This window comes from Lapidilactobacillus luobeiensis (genome assembly GCF_024345205.1).
GTDB lineage: Bacteria > Bacillota > Bacilli > Lactobacillales > Lactobacillaceae > Lapidilactobacillus > Lapidilactobacillus luobeiensis.
This window is the reverse complement of the sequence record NZ_BROC01000009.1, coordinates 63,277-85,397: the sequence shown is the minus strand read 5'-3', so window position 1 is coordinate 85,397 and position 22,121 is coordinate 63,277. Positions and strand designations below refer to the sequence as shown.

The window sequence follows — 22,121 nt, the reverse complement described above, 5'->3', positions numbered from 1 at the left end:
TAGGGGCCTCTTTTGCCAAATCAGCCTAAGAAAATATCTCCCCGCTTAAGAAAAATTTATAGTCCCACTAATTAACTTTGTGACGAATTGCTGGTAAAATGAACAAGGAGAGAACTATATTATTTTCAGAAAGCAAATGGGCGCTTCAAACTGATCAAGCTGGTATCAAGCAGCCATTAAGGAGATATCATGTGTGGAATTATCGCTTTCAGTGATGAAACAATCACTGATAAGAAGACTGTCATTGAAGATATGATGGAAATGATCCGTCATCGTGGGCCGAATCTTGAAGGCGGTGGCCATTATCTCAACGACCAAGTTGCATTGGGATTTTGTCGATTAAGTATTATTGACCTGCAAGGCGGCGGTCAACCGATCTATAACGAAGATGGTTCAATCTTGATCATCTTCAATGGCGAGATCTATAACTATCAAGCTTTGCGCAAAGAATTATTAGCTGCTGGACACATTTTTAAAACCAAGGCAGACACCGAAGTTTTGCTACATGGTTATGAAGAATGGGGCATGGCCGGTACCTTAAAGCGGGTGCGGGGCATGTTCGCATATCTGATCTGGGACGACAACAAAAAGACTTTATTCGGCGCTCGCGATTTCTTCGGGATCAAGCCACTTTACTACTATGACAATGGCGCTACTTTTATTGTTGGTTCAGAGATCAAGGCCTTCTTGAAACACCCTAATTTCAAAAAGGAACTGAACAAGAATGCGTTGAAATCCTATCTAATGAACCAATATAATGACCTACCTGAAACTTTCTTCAAAAATGTTTATCGTTTCCCAGCTGGCCATTGGTTCGAACGCCACGATCAAGAAACTCAGATCCACGAATACTGGGACGCAAAATACGACATCAATTATGAGCGGACACCTGAAGAAACCGTGAAAGCAATCGACCAAACCATTCAGGACTCTGTAAAAATGCATAATATCGCCGATGTTCCCGTTGGTAGCTTTCTTTCAGAAGGTGTAGATTCCAGTTACGTCACTTCGCTATTACGCCCTAAAGAAGTTTTCAGCGTTAACTTTGATAACGGTCCTTATGATGAAGCTAGCGCCGCCAAAGCACTATCTGATCAAGAAGGCTTGCACTTCAACGCCACTACTGTCAGTGGCGATGCTGCTTTTCATGACTTTGCCGAGATGCAATATCATATGGACGAACCTGACGGCAATCCTTCGCTGATCCCCTTATGGTATCTGTGCCGCCTAGCCCGGAAAAAAGTGACCGTGGCTCTTTCTGGCGAAGGTGCTGATGAACTTTTTGCTGGCTACGTCAATTATGGAATGCATTCCCATCATCAATTGATCAAAGTTTTCGCCAATGGACTGGCGAAATTACCAACTGGCGCTCGTGCTCACCTTGCCCGTAGCATCAAGAAGATGCCGAATTTTCCAGGGAAAACCCATTTGTACACACATACGGCTGTTCCTTCCGCCTTTTATGTTGGCGAATCTGTGATCTATGACCCTGATCAACCGACGATTTTTACCAGTGCGCAGGCAAACCGGCTACTACAAGCGCCTTATCGCAACGACAGCACCGTCAATGGTGTCTATCAGCAAGATTTCAAGAAAGTCGCCAACGCGGAAGCCGTTAAGCAAATGCAATATATCGATCTACATCATTTCATGTTGAACGATATTTTGCAAAAGGCCGATAAGATCTCAATGGCGCACTCCCTTGAGTTACGGGTTCCTTTCCTCGATAAAAAAGTCGCGGAATTGGCCAACACGATCCCGTCTGATTTGCTCCTGACCAAGAATGATACCAAAGATATTTTCCGCCAGGCAGCCGCACGCCATTTACCAGAAGATTGGGCGACACGTCCGAAATTAGGTTTCCCCGTCCCGATCAAAACGTGGCTCCGCGAAGAAAAATACTTCCAGCAAGTCAAGGCCGTTTTCAGTCAAGACTGGGTGCGCGAGTTCTTCGATCGTGATCAGATCCTCGGCTTATTGGTAGACAACTTCAACGGCAAAGTCGATGCTCGTCGCCAGATCTGGACGATCTACACCTTCCTCGTCTGGTACCAACTTTACTTCCGCGATTTCGATCAAACGGTTAAGGATTACGCCCACGTCCAACCCGAAGTTCAGGCTTTGATGGCCAGTGGCAAGTTGACCAACTGATCAACTTTGATATTTAGTTTCGTCCGATTGAAAACGTCTCGATCCTTGAGACGTTTTTTTCTGTTCTGATCTTGAAACAGCGCAGGCAATCATTGGAACTGATTTTGAATAGCGGCGCCCAGTTCTAAAACCAACACAAGTCCTTCGCCGAAGTATGCGCCACAGCTGATCAGCTGGCAGGATCGCTTAGACTGGAACGGATGACTGAGCAGGTACAGCGGAGAGATTCGGGGGTGAGCTCATCCCGAATCTCGCAGCGTAAGCTGTGGACAGCCTAATCACTTCCACAGACAAAAAAACGATCGCGCATCCGGGCAAGATGGCAATCGTTTTCATTTAAGGGGAGGAGTAAAAAATGAAGAAAAATTTGGTTGTTAGTCACACCGGGCAAGTGTGAACCAACAGGTGCTTCGTGGCGGGCAACCACTATGCACATCGTCAGCATTGACGGGCAATCAATTCTGACTTATTTAGGTTTAGGGTTTTGTTTGGAGTTTATAGATCACAAGGTCTTGTAGCGCACCGGGCAAGTGCTCTTACATTTCCTTTGCTTTCTATGTTAATAACTATAACCTGAATGTTTGAAAAGCATTTGCTCAAATTGTGCTACTTGCGCGAATAAAATTTGAAGAAATTATGACCGTGACTAACCATCAGACGATCAATGAATCTCCGCGCTTTTTTTCTCAAGCAGCCATACACGTTTGGTGTGGTTATCGCCTCATCACTGGTCGCTTAGAGAATCACGGGGATCCCAAAAATTATCTAACAAAAGGCCGATCAATAAGCCTAAGATCGCGGGGAATAGCCAACCAACACCATAGTCGGACAATGGCAAGGCGGCATTCCACCAAACTAATTGACTTAAGATCTTCGAATCGTCAAGTAAGTCTCCTGGTAGGCTGGCCACCGCTGCCAAAATCGCAGGCACGATCACCAAAAACATTGGTCCACGATAGGCCCAGCGGTGTGGTGGCTTCACGAAAACGGTGGCCAACGCGCTGAGCACTAAAGCGATCGCCAAAGGATACATGAACAGCAAAAATGTATCGGAGTAGGTGATCAATTGGTCAAGGCCAACATTGGCGATCAAGATTGCAATGCCACTGACCAGTAAGATCCACTTTTGATAAGCGACTTGTGGGTAAAGTTGTTCAAAAGTTTCGCCAAACGAGGTGATCAAGCCCACTGCGGTTTTCAAACAAGCTAGGATGACTAAGGCGCCTAAAACCAGCTGACCTAGACTACCAAAATAATGATCCGCGACAATCGCCAAGACGACCGCGCCATTGGTTTGAACGCCAAAATCCTGAACACTGGTGGCGCCTAAATAAGCCAAGCAACCATAGATCACACTCATCAAGACCGTACTGATCAAACCGGCCCGAATCGTTTCCTTCGCGATCATTTTAGGCGTGGTCACACCACGTTGTCGCACCGCATTGACGATCACGATCCCAAAAGCCAACGCCGCCAACAGATCCATCGTATTATAGCCAACACTAAAGCCAGCGCTCAGAGGATGATTGGCGTACCCACCCAACGCTCGTTGATCCAAAGCACCCAGTGGCTGAATAAATGTAACCAATAACAAACCGGCTAAAATCAGTAGAAACAACGGATTCAAAACCTTGCCGACATAAATCAATAGCTTGGCCGGTTTACGCGACAACCAATAAGCCACACCTAGAAAGACTAACGAAAACCCCAGCAAAAACCAAGTTTGCGTCTGATCAGTCGTATAAGGACCAAAGCTGATCACAAAAGCCGTATCGGCCAACCGCGGCAAAATAAACAAGGGACCGATCATTAAATATAGCAACACCGTAAAGATGCGACCGAAATGACGACCGACCTTACTGGCGATCGCCAATAGGCCGTTACTTTGGGTCACTCCGACTGCGCAAACCCCCAATAATGGTAATCCCACCGCGCTAACTAGCATACCCAATAAAGCTGGCCAAAAATTTTGACCCGCATGTTGCCCTAAAGACACTGGAAAAATCAAATTTCCCGAACCAAAGAAAAGCCCAAATAATAGTGAACCCGTGAAAACCAAATCACGAACACTCAATTTCTCTTTTACCAAATGACTACCCCAAAACTTTCTCAACTAAACTCAATGATGACAGCCCCAAATCGTTGGTCATACAAAATACTGGACTACTTTTTGCCCGAAACTAGTCTTCACTAACAAAAGTGCTGGAAGGAACCCGGATCATCGTATATTCCAAAGCATTATGACCCACTTTCATGCCTAGGCCATTCCAGAATCCTGGCTTATAAGTCGCTTCGACCCGCGCCGCGAACGCCTGATTATATTGCTTATCCGCCTTCTTGATCATCTTGTTAGGAAAATGATAGACCTTCGCACCAATCGGGATCGGCTTACTGCCTGTGGCGATACTAGCATGGATACTCTTAACCTGATTACGATGACCTTCTGTCCAATACGTGTAAGTCTGGATTGCTTCGCGACCCTCACCACGCGCCACCGTCACCATGTACCCCGTGTCACCACTAGTCTGCAGTACCAATGGCTCAGTCGTATACTTGACCTCCACGCGATCTTGCGCTGTCACTTCGACCCGACTAAACAGCGTTTGATACGTCATGAAAACAAAACCCGCGAGAAAGACCACCACCAAAAGCAGGTCCTTACTGAGGACTTTCCAACTGAATGTTTTCTTGTTCATCACGATCATCCGAATATGCCGATGACGAATGTTCTGGATAATGATCACAAGATAGACCATCAACAATAGCCAAGCACCGATACCAATCAAATTCCAGCCAAAATTCATTTTCAATACCTCCCAAAAGCATCTACTTAAAATTATAACTTATTCTGCCAACCCCTGCACGGAAACAAAGGTCATTCCTGCGAAATTTTCTGGAAACGCGAACTTTCCGCGCTGGCTAGAAAAACTGGGAAAAGTAGATTGCCGTAGCTTGCGCTGCGAAATTCAGGGTGAGCTCGCTGTGGGCGTCACTTTGAGCTTTGGTCTAAGTGGCAAAGCCACCAAAACGTGTTCGCCGACCTAGCTTCCTCCGCTTAGCTACGCAACTATTCCGGAGGCAAAGCCCAGCCTCCAAAATAGTTGCTAGGCTAATGCTCAGAAGCTACCCAGGTCGGCTCACACTCTCAACCCTTTCACGGCGATCTCACCCCGAATTTCTCCGCTCCAGCCGCTCAACGTTATAACAGCCGTTTGAGCACTCACGCCATCCGTCAAGCTATCACTAATTGATGGGGATCCACGCAATTGACGGCCGTGGTTAGTGGTTACCAGTTTTAAATTGGTGGTACCAGTACAGTTTGCTTGATGAACTAGGATATGATCTTGATGAATTGGCTAATTCGGTCGGTATCCTGCCAAGGATTGTTGAAGAAACTGGTAAGGATTTCCCGCCTACGCAAACTGTACCGACCAACTAATCCGAATTCGTTGGCATTGCCGTACCATCAAAAAAGTGGGGATAGTTTGACCTCTAGCTCGCAAAAGCACTTCGTCAAATCCTTCACCTCGATTGCAGATAAGCTCAATTCTGTTCAGCAACCGGCTGGGACTGCGCGGCTCAGTGGTGAAATTGTCCTTGGAGGCTTTGCCGCTTAGGACAAGGCTCGATTTGAAGACAAGCCGCACTTTTTGCGGATTGGCTTCAAACGACGCCCACCACGTTCCAGTCCGCAACAGCAGTCCCAGCCGGTTGCGCTACGCGCACCACCCAGCACACCCTGCCATCAAGCGAAAATAAAGAATAGGAGCCCAGTCCAACTCAATTGCCCACCCTAAGCTCGTGGTGCGTTGCCCAGATAGCGTGGACCATACACTTCCGCTAAGTGATGGCGGATCGTTTCGATCATCAGTCTAGTCGAAGGCGTTTTTGCTTGGACCTTATTGCTGATCAAACAGATCGTGCGGTGGAACGGCTGGTCAAAGGGATAGATGTGGACGCGGCCGGTCAATTTTTGCAACGCCAACTCAGGCAGGATCCCCAAACCGAGGTCGCTTTCGACTAATGAGAGGATCGATTGGTCATCGATCGAATAGGAAATCGAGCTGGTGGTCACGTCGTAACGATCTAGGGCTTTTTTCGTATCGCCGTCGTAATCGATCTGTTGCAAAATAAAATGGCTGCTGCCAATATCGTTCAAGGTGACGCTTTCCCGATTGGCGGGAACGAAACTGGTAGGCGTGACGCAGCGGATCGGATCGGCCAACAGCGGCTCAACGATCAGGTCGTCATCCACTGGCAACGTGGAAAAGCCCAGATCAACGCGGCCTTGGCGCACCATCTGCTCGATTTGGGTGAAGGTGCCTTGAATAATGCTGATCTCAATGCTGGGAAACTGCTGGCGAAAAGCTTGGATCACCGGCGGCAGCCAGTTGATGCAAACACTGCTGAAAGCACCGATCCGGATCGAACCGGCATTCAAGCCCTGGATATTGGCCGCCACCTGCTGCAATTGCGCCTCCATATTCAGGATCGCTTGGACCAACGGATAAATCGCTCGGCCGTCGCTGGTCAACTCAACCCCCGTCCGGCGGCGAATAAACAAAGGAAAGCCTAGCTCGGTCTCGAATTGATTGATCGAATGGCTGATGGCGCTGGGCGTCACATGCAGGGCTTGCGCCGCTTGATTGAAGGTTTGACAAGCCACAACTTTAGCGAAGACTTCGTATTGAAAAATTGCCATCACTTTTTGCTCCTTTTAGAGTGAAAAACATTCATCATAGATTCAAGTAGTTGAAATTTACTATTGTCTAAAAATAGTTTACCATACTGTTGAACCAAAATTAAGGGAGGTCATCAAAATGAAATCATTCGCAACTCGGACCGCATTGACCAGCAACACAGGTGTCGAAGACCTCATTCCTGACTTTGACGCTAAACTGATTTCTTTTGCCGGGGGATTGCCCGATCCCAAACTTTTTCCTAAAAAAGAATTAGCGCTCAGCAGCCAACGTGTGCTGTTAGACGGTACAGAGAATCCATTACAATACCACAACGCCAAAGGCTATTACCCACTGCGCAAATTGATTGCCACCGCCTTGGCTCAAGAAGGCGCCGCCGAGGATCCGCACCACATCCTGCTGACCCAAGGCGCGCAACAAGGCTTGGACTTGGTCGCGAAATTATTCCTGAATCCCCACGACCGTATTGCCGTTGAAGCTCCCACCTATGTTGGCGCCCTAGCTGCTTTCGCTGCTTACGAGCCTACCTACTTGGAATTGCCCATGTCTCCCGACGGTTTGGACTTGGACTTATTAGAGCGAGCTTTGAAGCAAACCACGATCAAATTTCTCTACACCGTTCCTAATTTCCAGAATCCCACCGGCTTCGTCATGTCCTTGACCAAACGCCAACGGCTGGTCCAATTGGCGCAAAATTACGATTTCTATATTTTGGAAGACGATCCCTACAAACATCTGCGCTACTCCGGCGCTGATCTCCCTTCGCTACGGTCGTTGGATCACAGTGGTCACGTCATCAGTCTGGGCAGTTTCTCGAAAATCCTGGCGCCTGGCCTACGCTTAGGCTGGCTCGTCGCCGATGATCCCATCTACACCCAGATCCGGCTTTTGAAAGATGGCGCTGACTTGGAATCACCAGCGCTGATCCAACAGATCGTCGCCGATTACTTGGTCAATAATGACTTCAGCGCCCATTTGCAACAAGTCCAAGCCGATTACCAACAACGGCGCGACTGGATGCTGAACGCGCTTGAAGCCAATCTACCTGCTGGTTGGCAAACTTCGCAACCCAATGGTGGTTTCTTCCTCTGGGTCACTGGCCCGGAAAATGTCGATCTCAATCAGTTGTTGCGGACAGAAATCGGGCCGCAAGATCACATTCTCTACGTGCCTTCGACCAATCTCTACGCCAGCAAAAATGTCAACAACGGCGCGCGGCTCAGTTACGCTGGCGCCTCGCACGCTCAGATCGACGCGGGGATCAAGGTCCTCTGCGACGCCTTTCGCGTGCAAAAGCCACAGTGCGAGACCCAATCGGTTGCAACCAATTAGGTGCAGATTTCCAGATAAAAGTAGATTGGCCGCAGCTTGCGCTGCGAAATTCGGGGTGAGCTCGCTGTGGGCGCTGTTTTGAGCCAATCCGCAAAGTACGCGGCTTGTCTCAAAATCAGGCCTTGTCCTAAGCGGCAGAGCCGCCAAGGACAATTTCACGGCGATCTCACCCCGAATTTCTCCGCTCCAGCCGCTCAACGTTATAACAGCCGTTTGAGCACTCACGCCATCCGGCAAACTATTGCCAATTGATGGGGAGCCACGCAATCGACGACTGTGGCTAGTGGTTACCAGCTTTAGATTGGTGACACCAGCACAGTCTGTCTGATGAACTGGGGCAAGTTCTTGATAAATCAATTCGATCGGTCGGTTTTTACTCATAAATCGTTCAGGAAACAAGTAGAGATGTTCAACCTACGCAAAATGTCCCGACCTTCTAATCCGAATCCGTTGGCCTTGCCGTACCATCAAAAGTGGGCAATGGTTTGACCTCTAGCTTGCAAAAGCACTTCGTCAAATCCTTCACTTCGATTGCAGATCGGCTCAATTCTGTTCAGCAACCGGCTGGGTCGGTGGGCACGTTTCCAGCCACGACAAACGTCTTAGGTCGGTTGCGTCACCAACAAGTCCTCAATCAGCACAGGTTCAAGAACAAACTCAGTTGACATTGCCGGACCACCCCAAAAGAAGGAGCTGTTTGATTTCTCGCTTGCAAAAAAACTTCGTCAGATACCCAACTCTGATTGCAGATAGGCTCAATTCTGTTCAGCAACCGGCTGGGACTGCGCGGCTCAGTGGTGAAATTGTCCTTGGTGGCTTTGCCGCTTAGGACAAGGCTCGATTTTGAGACAAGCCGCGGTTTTTGCGGCTTGTCTCAAAACGACGCCCACCACGTTCCAGTCCGCAACAGCAGTCCCAGCCGGTTGCGCTCACGCGCAACACCCACCTACACCTGCAATCAAGTGCAAGTTCAAAACCAAATCACACCAACCTATCTAATAATATGCAATGCCGAGGCATAAATTCCCGCAAAAAATGTAACACGATTTTAACTTGTATCAGGTAAGTCTTGAATCCAGCGGGTTCGAGACTTTTTTTGTTGCGCTGGTCCGCGCGGTGAAAAGTGGGACTGTTAGCGACAATCGTGGCTTTACACAATAATTTGTATACGAAAATTTGTTCGAGCACAATATGTTGTGTATTCTTGCTGGCGTCGGTATAATCAAAATCATCAACTTACGCAGTTTTGACCACTCTCGACAATTAGTCCGCTCGGCGAAAAATCGTGTCGCGGCCACTGCGTTGCAAAATTATTGGGAGGTTTTACCTATGAACAAGCAAAAAATCATCTTATATACCCGTGATGGCTGTATGCAGTGCAAAATGACCAAGCGTTATTTAAGCGAGCATCAAGTCGACTTTCAGGAGATAAATATCAGCGAGAATCCGGCTTCGGCTGCTTATTTGCGGGAAAAGGGCTTTGCCAGTGTGCCGTTGGTTTTCCGTCAGGATCAAGACGCGCCGATCGTTGGTTTTCGTCCGGAAGCTTTACAGAAGTTGGTCGGTTAGATGGCGCTGGCTTTCTATTCGATCACCGGGCAGACGCGGCGGTTCCTGGCTAAAACAGGGCTGGACGCTTACGAGATCACCGATGCTGATCCCTACCACGCGATGAACGCGCCCTATTTGCTAGTGGTGCCGACCTATGATGACGAGATGTTGGAGCCAGTGATCGAATTTCTCGGCTACCAGAATAACGCCCGTGATCTGCAAGGCGTGGCCGGCGGTGGCAACCGCAATTTCAACGAGCTGTATATCCACAACGCTAAAGACATCGCCCGCGGCTTAGACGTGCCCGTGGCTTTCGACTTCGAATTCAACGGGACCGCAGCTGACGTGGCCCAATTCCAAAAGGTGGTGCGCCAATTTGAGTCTCAAAAGTCTCGATCTTAATGAAATCACGTACTTCAAATTAAATAACGAATTGAATCGGCCCGTTGACGGTCAGATTCCTTTGGGGAAGGATCAGGCGGCCTTACAGGCTTTTCTCACAGAAAATGTGGCCCCGAACACGCGGAAATTTGCCACGATCAATGAGAAGATCCAGTGGTTATTGGCTCATGATTTCCTAGAGCCTGATTTTATCGCCAAGTATGCGCCCGCGTTTATTGACCAGCTGGCGGCTTACCTGCGCGACCAACATTTCACCTTCAAGTCGTTCATGGCGGCCTATAAATTTTACAATCAGTATGCGTTGAAAACCGATGACGGCAATTTTTACTTAGAAAATTTCGAAGATAGGGTTCTTTTTAATGCCCTTTATTTCGCGGATGGTGATGAAGCGTTGGCGCAACAATTGGCTGACGAAATGATCCATCAGCGTTATCAGCCAGCAACGCCAAGTTTCCTCAACGCTGGGCGTCAACGTCGCGGCGAGTTCGTGTCCTGCTTCTTGATCCAGATCACTGACGACATGAACAGCATTGGTCGCGGCGTCAACAGCGCCTTGCAGTTGTCCCGGATCGGCGGCGGCGTGGGGATCACCCTGTCCAACTTGCGTGAGGCCGGCGCGCCGATCAAAGGGATCCAAGGCGCTTCTAGCGGAGTTTTGCCGGTGATGAAGTTACTGGAGGATAGTTTCAGTTACAGCAACCAATTGGGCCAACGTCAAGGCGCCGGTGCTGTTTACTTGAATGTTTTCCACCCGGATATCATTGCCTTTCTTTCCGCCAAGAAAGAAAACGCCGACGAGAAGGTCCGCGTCAAAACACTATCCCTAGGCGTGATCGTTCCGGATAAATATTATGAATTGGTGCGCGCTGACGCGAAAATGGCGCTGTTCAGCCCTTATGACGTGGAACGCGTTTACGGCCAGCCCTTCTCCTACGTGGATATCAGCGCCGAATATGAGCGCATGGTCGCCAACCCTGAGATCCGCAAATATTATTTGCAGGCCCGGGAATTGGAAAATGAGATCAGCAAATTGCAGCAAGAATCCGGCTATCCTTATATCCTCAATATCGACACCGCCAATCGCAGCAATCCGATCCCGGGGCGGATCGTGATGAGCAACCTTTGTTCCGAGATTCTCCAAGTCCAAACCCCAGCCCAATTGAACGACGCCCAAGATTTTGTCAAAATGGGCACCGATGTGAGTTGCAATCTCGGTTCCACGAATATTTTGAACTTAATGGCCAGCCCTGACTTCGGCCGCTCGGTCAACGCCATGGTCCGCGCGCTGACCTTTGTTTCCGACACATCGAACATCACCGCCGTCCCGACAATCGCGTACGGCAACCAGCGCAGCCACGCCATCGGTCTTGGCGCCATGGGCCTGCACACCTTCCTAGCCAAAAATCACATTGAATATGGCTCACCAGAAGCCCTAGAATTCACCAGCACTTATTTTATGTTGCTCAATTATTGGACCCTAGTCGCCAGCAACGACCTGGCCCACGAACGCCAGGAAACCTTCGCTGATTTCGCAGACTCTGCCTACGCGGATGGCTCCTACTTTGACCAATATCGCCAACAGGATTGGGGTCCACAAACGGCCAAAGTCCAAGATCTGTTCAAGCATATTTTCATACCAGGACCAGCTGACTGGGCCGAACTCCAGGCCAAAGTCCAGCAAGACGGCCTTTACAACCAAAATCGTCTGGCCGTGGCGCCGACTGGTTCGATTTCCTACATCAACGATACCAGCGCCAGTCTACATCCGATCACCCGCCTGATCGAAGAACGCACCGAGAAGAAAAACGGCAAGCTGTATTTCCCCGCGCCCCTGCTAGATAACCAGACTTTGCCATACTACAAGTCGGCCTACGACACTGATATGCGCAAGGTGATTGACACTTACGCGGCGGCGCAAGTCCACGTGGATCAAGGCATGAGCTTGACTTTGTTTCTGCGGGCGACGATTCCCGCCGGTCTCTACGAATGGAAAAATGAGCCGGAACAAACGACCCGCGATCTGAGTATTTTGCGGAACTACGCCTTTTATCGCGGAATCAAATCGTTGTACTATGTCCGCACGTTTACCGATAACGCGCAAGAAGTCGGCAGTAACGACTGCGAGAGCTGCATCATCTAATAGCTTGACTAAAAAGTAGGTTGAGGTTGGCCGCAGCTTGCGCTGCGAAATTCGGGGTGAGCTCGCTGTGGGCGCTGTTTTGAGCCAATCCGCAAAGTGCGCGGCTTGTCTCAAAATCAGGCCTTGTCCTAAGCGGCACAGCCGCTAAGGACAATTTCACGGCGATCTCACCCCGAATTTCTCCGCTTCAGCCGCTCAACGTTATAACAGTCGCTTGAGCACTCACGCCGACTGACAGGCTATGGTCAATTGATGGAGTTTCACGCAAATGATGGCCATGGTTAGTGGTCACCAGCCTTAAATTGGTGACACCAGTGCAGTCTGTCTGATGAACAGACCCACTTCTCGGTAAACCAGCTGAATCGATTGGTTTCCACCCAAGGATTGTTAAGGTGCAGGTAAAGATGCTCAACCAATGCAAGCTGTACCAACCAACTAATCCAAATCAGTTGACATCGCGGTACCACCCCAAAAGGGTAAGCGTTTGACCTCTAGCTCGCCAAACCACTTCGTCAAGTCCTTCGCCTTGATTGCAGATCGGCTCAATTCTGCCTAGCAACCGCCTCAGGACGTGTGGCTCAGCGGTGACGTTATTCTTAGCGATTTATCGCTTAGAATAAGGCCTGATTTTGAGACAAGCCGCAGTCTTTGCGGATTGGCTCAAAACAGTGCCCACCGCGCTCCAGCCACGACAAACGTCCTGAGGCGGTTGCGTCACCGCACCACCCAGCACACCCTGCCATCACACGAAAACAAACTTCAGAAAACTTAATTTAGCCGTGGTCTTACGGCCATCAGGAGGAAAACAAATGGTTCAGACTTATTACGAGGCCATCAATTGGAACAGCATCGAGGATGCCATTGATAAGGCGACTTGGGAGAAACTGACCGAGCAATTCTGGCTCGATACGCGGATTCCTTTGTCCAACGACTTAGACGACTGGCGCGGACTGAATACCGCCGAGAAGACAGTGGTCAATCATGTTTTTGGCGGCTTGACCTTGCTGGATACGCTGCAATCCCAAGACGGGATCGAGCAACTGCGCCGTGATATTCGTACACCGCAGGAATTGGCGGTTTTCAACAATATCCAGTTTATGGAATCGGTCCACGCCAAAAGCTATTCGTCGATTTTTAGCACCCTTTGTACCAGTGAAGAAATCACCGAGATTTTCACTTGGACCAACCACAATGAGTATTTACAGCGGAAAGCAGAGCTCGTCAATTCGATTTACCAAACAGGCACGCCTTTGGAGAAGAAGGTCGCCAGCGTTTTCCTGGAAACCTTCCTGTTCTATTCTGGCTTCTATACGCCGCTTTATTACTTGGGCAACAACAAGCTGGCCAATGTCGCCGAAATCATTAAATTGATCATTCGCGACGAGTCGGTCCACGGGACTTATATTGGCTACAAATTCCAACTGGGTTTCAACGAGTTGGACGCGGCGGCTCAACGTCAATTTAAGGATTGGCTCTACAATTTACTCTACGATCTTTATGATAACGAAGAGAAATATACCGCGGCGCTTTATGATCAGGTCGGCTGGACAGAGGATGTCAAAACGTTCCTCCGTTATAACGCCAATAAAGCGCTGATGAACTTGGGGCAAGATCCGCTGTTTCCAGACACTGCCGATGATGTCAATCCGATCGTGATGAACGGTCTCTCCACTGGGACGGCCAATCACGACTTCTTCTCCCAAGTTGGCAATGGCTACTTGCTCGGCCATGTCGCCGCAATGAAGACGAGCGACTATGAGATCGGGCGACAAGACTAATCAGAACAGGTAAGCTCCGGTGCGCAAAATGGCGCGAAAAAAGGGCCGTTAACACTTCTAATGCTGCCGCGGCGCCAGATCACCAAGCGAAAGCAAACCCGCTGAACCATTGATAGTGCTGCACAATTAAAAATAATCCGGCCGTTATAACGCCGCTACGTCACGATCTATGCTGATGGTAGCGACGTTTTTGTTTGATCGTCGCTGGCTTATTGTTTGAACCCCAACTGGATAACGCTTATGATTAGACTAATTATTGGTAAACAACCGCTCAGCCCAGTTAAAAAATTGATTTCGCCTGCGCTGCCGATCCTAACCTCTAAAAATAATGATCAGTCAATTCTAGTGAGGAGATGAGTACATGATCCATGGTCCTAAACAAGATTTCATTGCACCGTTACAAGTCCAGGCCACCGCGATGATCCCGGTTTTTGTTCTGTTATGGCTTTGGCTTGTTCTCCGTAATCTCCGCAAAAACCAACTCAGCTGGGCTCATCAAAGCGTCAGTGCCCTGCTGTTGATCTACTTGAATCTACTACTGAGCGTGACCGTTTTCCCTTTCTTGATCTTTCCACTCGGCTCTCCGATCCACCAGCTCGACTTTGGCCGGCAAACTTTATTGACTGAATTTGACCCTTTCGCTTTTCTCAACTATCAAGTATCGCAAAATCTCGGTAATCTGGTCATGTTGGCTCCCTTGACCTTACTAGCGCCCTTGTTAGTTCGCCGTTTTCAGCAGTTCCGCAATGATTTGGCCTTAGGCTTCCTTACCTCACTGAGCATTGAATGTACCCAACTTGCCATGAATTATTTTTATTTAGGCAATCGTGTTTTCGATCTAAGCGATCTGCTTCTAAACACCAGCGGCGGCCTGCTGGGTTGGCTGATATTCAAACTGATCCAACGCTGGTGGCCACGCTTGTTGAACCGCCTCCACGTCGCTTGACCTACCTGTGATAACCGCTACCACTTGGGTTGGCCGTATTCTGCCGACACCATATCTGATTTTTCTGTTTCAAATCAGAGTGCGAGCCACCCCGGGTAGCTCCCGAGCATTAGCCTAGCAATTGCTTTGGAAGCCGAACTTTGCTTCCGAAACAATTGTGTAGCTAAGCACAGGGAACTGGGGCGGTGAGCACGTTTCAAAAAAGAGTGCGGTACGCAACGAGTTGACTTCGCGTATTAACCTAGTCAGGATTTTGGAAGCAGGTTCTGCTTCCGGAAGCCTGACGCAGTTAAGTGCAGAAGTCAGTTGCGTACCGCACGTTACAATCAGCGGGCGCCAACAATGAGGATCACTACTATAAGTAAAGTATTGCTTACTTCTAGTGCCTCAAGGTTGGCGCCCGACTCTTTTATTTTAGGATCCTCAGCTTCTTAGCGAACTGTGAACGCTGTGCAAAAATCAGGACCTTATTTTTTTCGTTTCTTGCGGAGCGCGTTGACCAATTCCTTTAATTCATCCATATGATTGCTGGCATTCTCTACTTTCATATTGGGGAAACTCCGGAGCAAATGACGCTGACCGAAATTCAAGTTGGTCAAATGCGCCCGCCTTTGCGGGTATTTCTCCAAAAAATCATCCCAGCTCTCATGAACATCTTGCCGCAGACCGGCGACACCAGTGCTGAGTTCGCTGCGCCGTTCTTCGATAGCCAAATTGAGTTTTTGCATTTTGGCCCGGAAGGATTGTAAGTTGGCCAGCGTGAAGCCGAAATCAAATGACCCGATCGCAATCAATACGACTGGCAAAATAAAGCCGAAGCGCCGGGATAACTGACCGACTAGGATCATCACTTCCGGTTGCACGAATTTAATGATCAGCACACAACAGATCCCCCAGAACAACGAGATCGGCAAGGCCACATAGCCCTGAATATTTAGCGGCACATTGGCATAATTCCACCATTTTGTGTGAAACATTTTCTCCAGCAAGAAGCCGGTCAAATATTCCAGGGCGGTCACTAGAAGCGTGGCTAGAATAAACAGTAGCACCACTTGATTTTGCCAGGGGCGCAACAAATACACCACCCCAACGACGCCGAAGCCATAGATCGGCGTGATCGGCCCGATCAGAAAGCCCGTGTCCACAAAACGATGTTCCTTGACCGCCTTCAGTCCAGTTTCCCAAAGCCAGCCGATCAACGCATAAATGAAGAATTGTAAAACCACTTCGGTAAAAACTTGCTCACTCATGCCGGCCTCCTTATTTCGTTGTTTTGGTGGTCGCTTGTTTGCCGGTTATCTTTTTAGTCGCACCGGTTTTTTTCACTGCCGCTTTGGGGGCAGCTTTTTTGGTCGTCGCTTTTTTTACTGCAGTTGTTTTAGTCGCTGTTTTCTTCGTGGCGGCCCGCTTGGTCGTGGCCTTCTTCGCCCCGGTCTTTTTGGTGGTTGTTTTCTTCGCTGATGCTTTTTTGGTGGTCTTCTTACTTGTTGCGGCTTTCTTGGTCGTGGTTTTTACGATCGGCGTTGGTGTTTTCGGTGCTGGTGGATTCTGGAAGTTGGCCACGATCTTGGTCCAATTTGCCGCCATGATCATGGCGGCGGACTCTTGATAACTTGTCAGGTCGGCTTCGCTACTGCCCAAAAGATCAATATGAAAATGGGACACGTTCAGGTGCTCAGCTCTGGTCACCAAATAGAGATTCAACGCGACTGGCGCCGTCTCATCAGTGAAAAATTGATTGACCTTTTTATAATCGGCCATCGGTAAATTGACGGGGCTAAGCTCCACGCTAAATTCCGCCGCCGGTTCACCGCCCAGCGCGTAGCTTGCATAACCCAAGCGGCCCTCATCCAATAGATCAGCCGCTTGAGTCAACAGCGCCGCGGCCACCTTTTGGAAAAACGCCGCATCATGATCACCAGTTGCCGGTAGCGTCACGATCCGTAATTCTGGCTCCTGCTCTTTTAACGCTGCTTGAAATTGCGCAACAGACATCTTCATCTGAAAAACTCCTATCCCTAACTTTTGACTCCCCTAGCATACCATAATTTCCCTGAAAATCGCTAAATTACCATGAGCAGTGTCCAATGATCACCAATGCCAGTGTCGTGGGCCCAATCAAGACAACCAACTGACGAGCAGACGGCACACTCCGACAGCAAGGGTGCGGTCCTCTCCGCGCACGTTTTGATCGGCGAAGCATTGATCAGATGTAGCATTGATCTAATGAAGAAATCGTCAACAAAAAAACCGCGCGGACGAGGCGCGGCTCTATGGTCAAACATTTCATAAACGTTGACATTGACTGCTCTAATGATCGGCTTGTTGATGCGATGTAATGATGTTCTCGGTAATATTCTGTAGTTGCCCCTGCTCGATCTCTAGATTTTCCGGTTTCGCCTGAACGCCGGTGATCGTCGTCAACATGATCTCCCGATATAATTGATAACCAACAAATGTTTGCGATTTGAAAGAGGTCTTGATCGACTTAACAGCCGCGCCATACTGTGGTTCCGCCTTCAACAGCGCCTGATATTCCTTACTACGGATCGCCGAGCCAGTCACAGGCACATAACCAGAATCGATCGCCCAAGTCGTCACTTGTTTTTTCTTCAAAAGAAAACGCATGAACTGCCAGGCGCCCTTTTGTTGTTTCTTGGAGGCCTGTTTGAAAATGATCAGATCATTTCCAGCCAAAACATTCGTTGAGCTGGTGCCATATTGGGGTAAGATCGTCGTCCCCCAACTCAACCGTTTGGTTTGTTGTTGCAGTTCTGGGATCGCCGAACTAGAACCGAAGCCAAAGAGCGTATTTCCCTTGAGAAACTCATAGGTAAAAGAGCGATCGGCCGGTGCCACTCTGATCAAGCCTGTTTGTGTGGCTTGACTGATCATCCGCGTCAGTTGCTGATTCGCCGAAGAATTGATATTGACGTGCAACTGCGAATCGATCGGCTGTTGATCAATACCAAAAGCCATACTCTCCAATTCCAGATCTGGTGAGTGATCCATGGCGATCGGCACAAGTCCTAGGGATCGTGCTTTTTTAGCGGTGCGCAAAAGCTCGTCCCAAGTTGTTGGCACTTGCAATTGATACTTATCAAGTAAGGCTTGGTTGTAATAAAGGATCCGCGTCGAGATCGAGAATGGTAGCGCATATTGTTTACCATCATATTGACCGGTCGCCAAAAAACTAGGATTGATATCGACCAACTGTTTATGGGATAAGGCACTTTTGCCCTGATACATCGCCTGATCCAATGGTTGCAACAAGTCCGCCGCCACATAATCCGCAATATTTGTGTACGGTGTCTGCGCCAAAACTGGTAATTCATCTTTCTTGGCTGCCTGCTTGATTTTCTTATTCAGTTTTGTGTAACTTCCCCAAGATTTTGCAACGACATGATATTTCTGCTGTGACTGATTAAAATCATCGATCAGTTGTTGCTGCGACTGCGCCCAAGTGCCCGTCATCCGATGCCAATAAGTGATCCGCACTGGTTTTGCGTGATCGACTTGACCTGCGACCGTATGCTGACACGCAGTTAGCAATAATGCCCCCCAAATGAGCAAAATCAATTTTGCGCTTTGGCCGTGTTTTCGCATAATTACCCCTGTTTCAATTCGGTTTAGAAAGTCCTTCTCCATTATGCAACATTTGAAAGCGCTTGACAAATGAAATTTATACGAACCCCTTTAGCGCACCGCGCCCAACCGTGATCCTGAGTGCCCTGGCGCAAACAACATTAAAAAGCGACCCACCTTAACATGGTGCTTGCGGGTCGCTTTGAGCAAGACGTTCAACGCCATTTTACTTTACTGAAAACGCGTCGACCTAAGACTTCGCGCATGAATAAGAAGAGCGGCCACGCCAGCAAAAGTAGGCCAAGATAATACCAAACATATGGCCAAGTCAAAATAGCTTGAAGACCGAAAATAGTCGTGCTAAAAATAAAGGTCGCCAGAAAAGTGAGGATCGACAGACCGATCAATAATAATTTGCGCCCGACGTACGGCCGACTGATCGCCAACAAGGCGCAAAAACCGATCGCACCGATCGCGAAAACAGACATGGTCGAAGTAGCCAAATACTGCCAATTATTGAAATGCCCAACCACGCTGATCCCGATCAAGAGCAAGATATCGCAGATCGCGGCTGGCGCGGCGATCTCCATCACATTACGCATGAAACGTCCGGCTGGCGGGCGATAATTCGGCTCCAACGCCAAAAAGAAAGTGGGGATGCCCACGGTCAAAGCGTTGACCGGAGTCAGTTGCGACAATTGAAAAGGATAAACGGTGCCTAAGATAATGAAGAACAAAGAGAGTACCACGGAATAAATCGTTTTGATCAAATATAATGAAGCGACTCGTTCCACGTTATTGATCACCCGGCGTCCTTCGTTCAACATAAATAACAAAGACTCAAAATTATGATCCAGTAGCACGAAATTCGCGGTAGCCTCCGCCGCCTCACTTTCTCCAGCCATCGCGATACTACAATCAGATTGGCGCATCGCCAAAACATCATTGACCCCATCGCCGGTCATCCCCACGGTCAACCCATTGGCCTGCATCGCCTTGATCAATTTGGCTTTTTGTTCTGGACGAACGCGTCCGAAAACCTGATAACGTTGGGCTAAAACTTGATAGTCACTTTCAGCGGGCAAACTACTCATATCCACATAGGCCGCCGCACCTTCGATACCTGCTTGGCGCGCTACATTAACGACTGTGACTGGGTCATCGCCAGAAATGATTTTTAAAGCCACGCCTTGGCTACGTAAATAATCAAAAGTACCTTTAGCCTGCGGTCGCACTTGATCAGCGATCAGGATCAGGCCTAAGACCTCTTGCGCCACTTGTGCTTGCTCCGCGACCACGGCCAAAACACGATAGCCTGCTGCCGCCGCATCCTGCGCCTGCTGTTTCAGCGGGCCATGAAAATCATGAATAATAAATGCCGGCGCGCCCATTAAGTAGCGAACGCCTTTAGTCGTCACAAAGCCAGATGCCTTCGTCTCAGAGGAAAAAGGCAATACCTCCGCAACATCGACTTTGAGCGGCGGCACTGCTAATGCTTGGATCGCTTGAGCGGTCGCGTTCTGTTCCGCCGTCGCCGCGACGATCTTACTGGCCACCGCAGTCACGGTCGCGACCTGATCAGCGGCGATCGGCAAGACCCGTTTGACCGTCAGTTGCCCAGTGGTGATCGTCCCGGTTTTATCCAAACAAAGCGTGTCCACCCGCGCCAAAGTCTCGATCGCGTTCAATGACCGGACTAAGATCCGTTTCTTCGTCAAATTATAGGCGCCCGTCGCCAAGGCGATCGACGTCAACAGCACTAACCCTTCAGGGATCATCCCGATCACTGAAGCCGCCGTGCCCAAAATCGCGTCATTGAAACTGCCACTTTTACCATAGGTCCGGAAAAACAAGAGCAATCCCAGCGGTATGATCGTATAAGTCAACACGCGAATGATCCGATTGATGATCCGTAATAACACACTTAACCGCGGCTTTTTCTGACTGACCGCGTTAGACAATTGCGCCGTAAAACTTTGTAGTCCGACCTGAGTCAATTGGATCAACCCTTGTCCCGCGACAACGAAACTACCAGAATAAACTGGATCTTGCGATTTTTTAGCAATAGAGTCCGCTTCGCCGGTCAGTCCGGATTCATCCACTTGCAATCCCGTCGTTTGCTGCACGATCCCATCGGCCGGCACCGTCTCGCCCCGTTTCAATAGGACCAGATCATCTAACACCAAGGCTTCTAAGGCGACCTGCTGCGACTGCCCATCTCGTAGGACCGTCAGCGTTTGCTGATTGACCATATTCAAACGATCGATCCGCAATTTAGCCCGGATCTCTTGATAACTACCAATAACAATATTGACCAACACCGGTCCCATGAAAAAGAGATTACGATAGGAGCCAGTCATGAAAATCAAGATTGCAATCACCAAATTAAGCAAATTGAATAGCGTGAACAAATTAGCGCCAATGATCTGCGGGATCGATCGCGATAATTTCTTGATCTGGACGTTGGTTTGACCGGCCGCGGTCTTATCTGCAACTTGTGCGGCAGTCAAACCGGTCTTTAAGTTGGTTGCTGTTTTAGGAATCAAACGATCCGCCATTTCGGTCGGCCTTCTTTCCACTCACTATCTACCCAGATTTTAGCACAACTGGCTGATAGGCGGGCCTTTCATGCTAGCAAATCACGCAAGCATAATGATTTCTTAACAGATCATTCAGGGGTGGTGTCTGTTCCGTTTCTAGTTTGGCCGCGGGCTGCGTTGCGTGTGGCGGGTGAGCTCACTGTGCTCCCATATCTTGGCCGTAACTTCCACTGCGTGGTTCGGGGTGAGCTCGCTGTGTCTCCTCTGTTCCAATCTTGGCCGCGAGCTGCGTTGCGTGTGGCGGGCAAGCTCACTGTGCTCCCATATCTTGGCCGTAACTTCCACTGCGTGGTTCGGGGTGGGCTCGCTGTGTCTCCTCTGTTCCAATCTTGGCCGCGGGCTGCGTTGCGTGTGGCGGGCAAGCTCGCTGTGCTCCCATATCTTGGCCGTAACTTCCACTGCGTGGTTCGGGATGAGCTCGCTGTGGGCGTCACTTTGAGCTTCGCAAAGTACGCGAATCTCAAAGCTGAGCCTTGGTCTAAGTGGCACAGCCACTAAGACCAATTTCACGGCGATCTCACCCCGAACCACTCCGTTGCAGTTACTCAACAATTGTAAGTAGAATAAGCTGCCACGCCATAGTGCCTGCTCGTGTAAATTGACGGATTCTCACGTAGTTGACGACCATGGTTAGTAGTCACAACGTAACAATCAGCTTGATGATCACAGCAACTGAATGGCGTATCACAAAACTTGGATTTACTAGTCTGGGCAATAGGTTGGAACAACCAGTCAGAAATTTTTTATCAATCGAAGTGGTACTATTTTGACCGCCACACTAGCAAAAGCACTTCGTCAACTACTTCACCCAGATTGCAGATAAGCTCGATACTGCCTAGCAACCGCCTCAGGGCGTGTGGCTCAGCAGTGAAATTTGTCTTTGTAGGTGCGCCAGCAGCTACTTAGACAAAGGCTCGCTTTGAAGACAAGCCGCGT

Annotated in this window: 14 protein-coding genes; 7 read left to right on the top strand and 7 right to left on the bottom strand. The window is 49.1% G+C overall.

The genetic code is table 11. The annotated features are described in order from the left end of the window. Positions 1 to 189 precede the first annotated feature (189 nt). Entirely contained in the window at positions 190 to 2,151 is a 1,962-nt protein-coding gene (gene asnB, locus OCU21_RS04795; RefSeq protein ID WP_261806328.1) for an asparagine synthase (glutamine-hydrolyzing), read from the top strand. A 724-nt stretch (positions 2,152 to 2,875) separates the two neighbouring features. Here the strand turns inward: asnB and brnQ are convergent. The 3 genes from brnQ to OCU21_RS04780 form a co-directional block, all read right to left on the bottom strand. Beyond that, the gene (gene brnQ / locus OCU21_RS04790) at positions 2,876 to 4,240 is read right to left on the bottom strand and encodes a branched-chain amino acid transport system II carrier protein (RefSeq protein WP_261806327.1); all 1,365 of its coding nucleotides are present in this window, start codon (positions 4,238 to 4,240) and stop codon (positions 2,876 to 2,878) included. A gap of 91 nt (positions 4,241 to 4,331) precedes the next feature. Beyond that, the gene (locus OCU21_RS04785) at positions 4,332 to 4,955 is read right to left on the bottom strand and encodes an LVIS_2131 family protein (protein ID WP_261806326.1); all 624 of its coding nucleotides are present in this window, start codon (positions 4,953 to 4,955) and stop codon (positions 4,332 to 4,334) included. A gap of 989 nt (positions 4,956 to 5,944) precedes the next feature. Beyond that, entirely contained in the window at positions 5,945 to 6,853 is a 909-nt protein-coding gene (locus OCU21_RS04780; RefSeq protein ID WP_261806325.1) for a LysR family transcriptional regulator, read from the bottom strand. A gap of 118 nt (positions 6,854 to 6,971) precedes the next feature. On the opposite strand from OCU21_RS04780, the gene OCU21_RS04775 reads away from it, so the two are divergent. From OCU21_RS04775 to OCU21_RS04750, 6 genes are all read left to right on the top strand, one after another. Continuing rightward, positions 6,972 to 8,183, top strand: coding sequence for an aminotransferase-like domain-containing protein (locus tag OCU21_RS04775; protein WP_261806324.1), 1,212 nt, complete (start codon positions 6,972 to 6,974; stop codon positions 8,181 to 8,183). Between the two features lie 1,329 nt (positions 8,184 to 9,512). Continuing rightward, positions 9,513 to 9,752, top strand: a complete 240-nt coding sequence (nrdH, locus tag OCU21_RS04770; protein WP_261806323.1) for a glutaredoxin-like protein NrdH — start codon at positions 9,513 to 9,515, stop codon at positions 9,750 to 9,752. Further along, entirely contained in the window at positions 9,753 to 10,136 is a 384-nt protein-coding gene (gene nrdI, locus OCU21_RS04765; RefSeq protein ID WP_261806322.1) for a class Ib ribonucleoside-diphosphate reductase assembly flavoprotein NrdI, read from the top strand. It abuts the gene before it with no gap. After that, on the top strand, positions 10,111 to 12,276 hold the full coding sequence (nrdE, locus tag OCU21_RS04760) for a class 1b ribonucleoside-diphosphate reductase subunit alpha (protein WP_261806321.1): 2,166 nt from the start codon (positions 10,111 to 10,113) through the stop codon (positions 12,274 to 12,276). The genes nrdI and nrdE overlap by 26 nt, the downstream gene beginning before the upstream one ends. 809 nt (positions 12,277 to 13,085) lie before the next feature. Further along, positions 13,086 to 14,054, top strand: coding sequence for a class 1b ribonucleoside-diphosphate reductase subunit beta (gene nrdF, locus OCU21_RS04755; RefSeq protein WP_261806320.1), 969 nt, complete (start codon positions 13,086 to 13,088; stop codon positions 14,052 to 14,054). Between the two features lie 361 nt (positions 14,055 to 14,415). Next, complete coding sequence (locus OCU21_RS04750; RefSeq protein WP_261806319.1) at positions 14,416 to 15,000, top strand: VanZ family protein; 585 nt, start codon at positions 14,416 to 14,418, stop codon at positions 14,998 to 15,000. A 467-nt stretch (positions 15,001 to 15,467) separates the two neighbouring features. On the opposite strand, the gene OCU21_RS04745 is transcribed toward OCU21_RS04750, so the two are convergent. From OCU21_RS04745 to OCU21_RS04730, 4 genes are all read right to left on the bottom strand, one after another. Beyond that, positions 15,468 to 16,250 carry a putative ABC transporter permease gene (locus OCU21_RS04745; RefSeq protein WP_261806318.1) on the bottom strand — a complete coding sequence of 261 codons (783 nt, stop codon included), beginning with the start codon at positions 16,248 to 16,250 and terminating at the stop codon, positions 15,468 to 15,470. A gap of 10 nt (positions 16,251 to 16,260) precedes the next feature. Further along, positions 16,261 to 17,001, bottom strand: coding sequence for a hypothetical protein (locus OCU21_RS04740; RefSeq protein WP_261806317.1), 741 nt, complete (start codon positions 16,999 to 17,001; stop codon positions 16,261 to 16,263). Positions 17,002 to 17,310: 309 nt separating this feature from the next. Continuing rightward, on the bottom strand, positions 17,311 to 18,606 hold the full coding sequence (locus OCU21_RS04735) for an extracellular solute-binding protein (RefSeq protein ID WP_261806316.1): 1,296 nt from the start codon (positions 18,604 to 18,606) through the stop codon (positions 17,311 to 17,313). 194 nt (positions 18,607 to 18,800) lie between these two features. Then, on the bottom strand, positions 18,801 to 21,143 hold the full coding sequence (locus tag OCU21_RS04730; protein WP_261806315.1) for an HAD-IC family P-type ATPase: 2,343 nt from the start codon (positions 21,141 to 21,143) through the stop codon (positions 18,801 to 18,803). Positions 21,144 to 22,121: the final 978 nt, after the last annotated feature.

Bases quoted from the DNA above. Each gene is read 5' to 3' on its own strand.
- asnB (WP_261806328.1), top strand. From the start codon at position 190: ATGTGTGGAATTATCGCTTTCAGTGATGAAACAATCACTGATAAGAAG.
- OCU21_RS04785 (WP_261806326.1), bottom strand. From the start codon at position 4,955: ATGAATTTTGGCTGGAATTTGATTGGTATCGGTGCTTGGCTATTGTTG.
- OCU21_RS04780 (WP_261806325.1), bottom strand. From the start codon at position 6,853: ATGGCAATTTTTCAATACGAAGTCTTCGCTAAAGTTGTGGCTTGTCAA.
- OCU21_RS04775 (WP_261806324.1), top strand. From the start codon at position 6,972: ATGAAATCATTCGCAACTCGGACCGCATTGACCAGCAACACAGGTGTC.
- nrdH (WP_261806323.1), top strand. From the start codon at position 9,513: ATGAACAAGCAAAAAATCATCTTATATACCCGTGATGGCTGTATGCAG.
- nrdI (WP_261806322.1), top strand. From the start codon at position 9,753: ATGGCGCTGGCTTTCTATTCGATCACCGGGCAGACGCGGCGGTTCCTG.
- nrdF (WP_261806320.1), top strand. From the start codon at position 13,086: ATGGTTCAGACTTATTACGAGGCCATCAATTGGAACAGCATCGAGGAT.
- OCU21_RS04750 (WP_261806319.1), top strand. From the start codon at position 14,416: ATGATCCATGGTCCTAAACAAGATTTCATTGCACCGTTACAAGTCCAG.
- OCU21_RS04745 (WP_261806318.1), bottom strand. From the start codon at position 16,250: ATGAGTGAGCAAGTTTTTACCGAAGTGGTTTTACAATTCTTCATTTAT.
- OCU21_RS04740 (WP_261806317.1), bottom strand. From the start codon at position 17,001: ATGAAGATGTCTGTTGCGCAATTTCAAGCAGCGTTAAAAGAGCAGGAG.
- OCU21_RS04735 (WP_261806316.1), bottom strand. From the start codon at position 18,606: ATGCGAAAACACGGCCAAAGCGCAAAATTGATTTTGCTCATTTGGGGG.
- OCU21_RS04730 (WP_261806315.1), bottom strand. From the start codon at position 21,143: ATGGCGGATCGTTTGATTCCTAAAACAGCAACCAACTTAAAGACCGGT.